The sequence below is a fragment of the Paenibacillus caui genome, assembly GCF_019904135.1.
Taxonomy (GTDB): Bacteria; Bacillota; Bacilli; order Paenibacillales; family Paenibacillaceae; genus Fontibacillus; species Fontibacillus caui.
Genome location: NZ_JAIOGQ010000083.1, coordinates 1 through 686 on the forward strand (window position 1 = coordinate 1; position 686 = coordinate 686).

The 686-nt window shown below is 50.3% G+C and carries 1 tRNA gene and 1 rRNA gene; both read left to right on the forward strand.

Going from position 1 to position 686, the window contains the following annotated elements:
• A 16S ribosomal RNA gene (locus tag K7397_RS21190) occupies positions 1 to 220 on the forward strand; the annotation flags it as partial.
• 81 nt (positions 221 to 301) lie between these two features.
• Positions 302 to 377, forward strand: a tRNA-Ala gene (locus tag K7397_RS21195).
• Positions 378 to 686: the final 309 nt, after the last annotated feature.

The following is a 686-nucleotide window of genomic DNA, read 5'->3' on the forward strand; positions in this document are numbered from 1 at the left end:
GCCTGCATGAAGTCGGAATTGCTAGTAATCGCGGATCAGCATGCCGCGGTGAATACGTTCCCGGGTCTTGTACACACCGCCCGTCACACCACGAGAGTTTACAACACCCGAAGTCGGTGAGGTAACCGCAAGGAGCCAGCCGCCGAAGGTGGGGTAGACGATTGGGGTGAAGTCGTAACAAGGTAGCCGTATCGGAAGGTGCGGCTGGATCACCTCCTTTCTATGGAGTACCTCGCTTCCGAAGCGAAGCGGTACAAATACTGATGTGTTTCCATTTGTTCAGTTTTGATGGAATTTGTATGGGGCCATAGCTCAGCTGGGAGAGCGCCTGCCTTGCAAGCAGGAGGTCAGGAGTTCGATCCTCCTTGGCTCCACCATATACCATCTTTAAACTTGATCCTTGAAAACTGGATAACGAAACGAATTTGCGTTTTAGAACATCTTTTAGCTGAAACTTGTGTCAAACAAGTTGAAGAGTTAACTGTTTAGCGAGGCATTTTGGAGATGGCCGATCCTTTGCGAGTTCCTTTCAACCATTTTAGGGTTTTACCTAATCTCAGAAAGGAAGGAGCAACAGAGCGGACAGCCCAAAATCCGAGCGATTTGGTTAAGCTACTAAGAGCACACGGAGGATGCCTAGGCGCTAGGAGCCGAAGAAGGACGTGGCGAACAACGATACGGCCTCG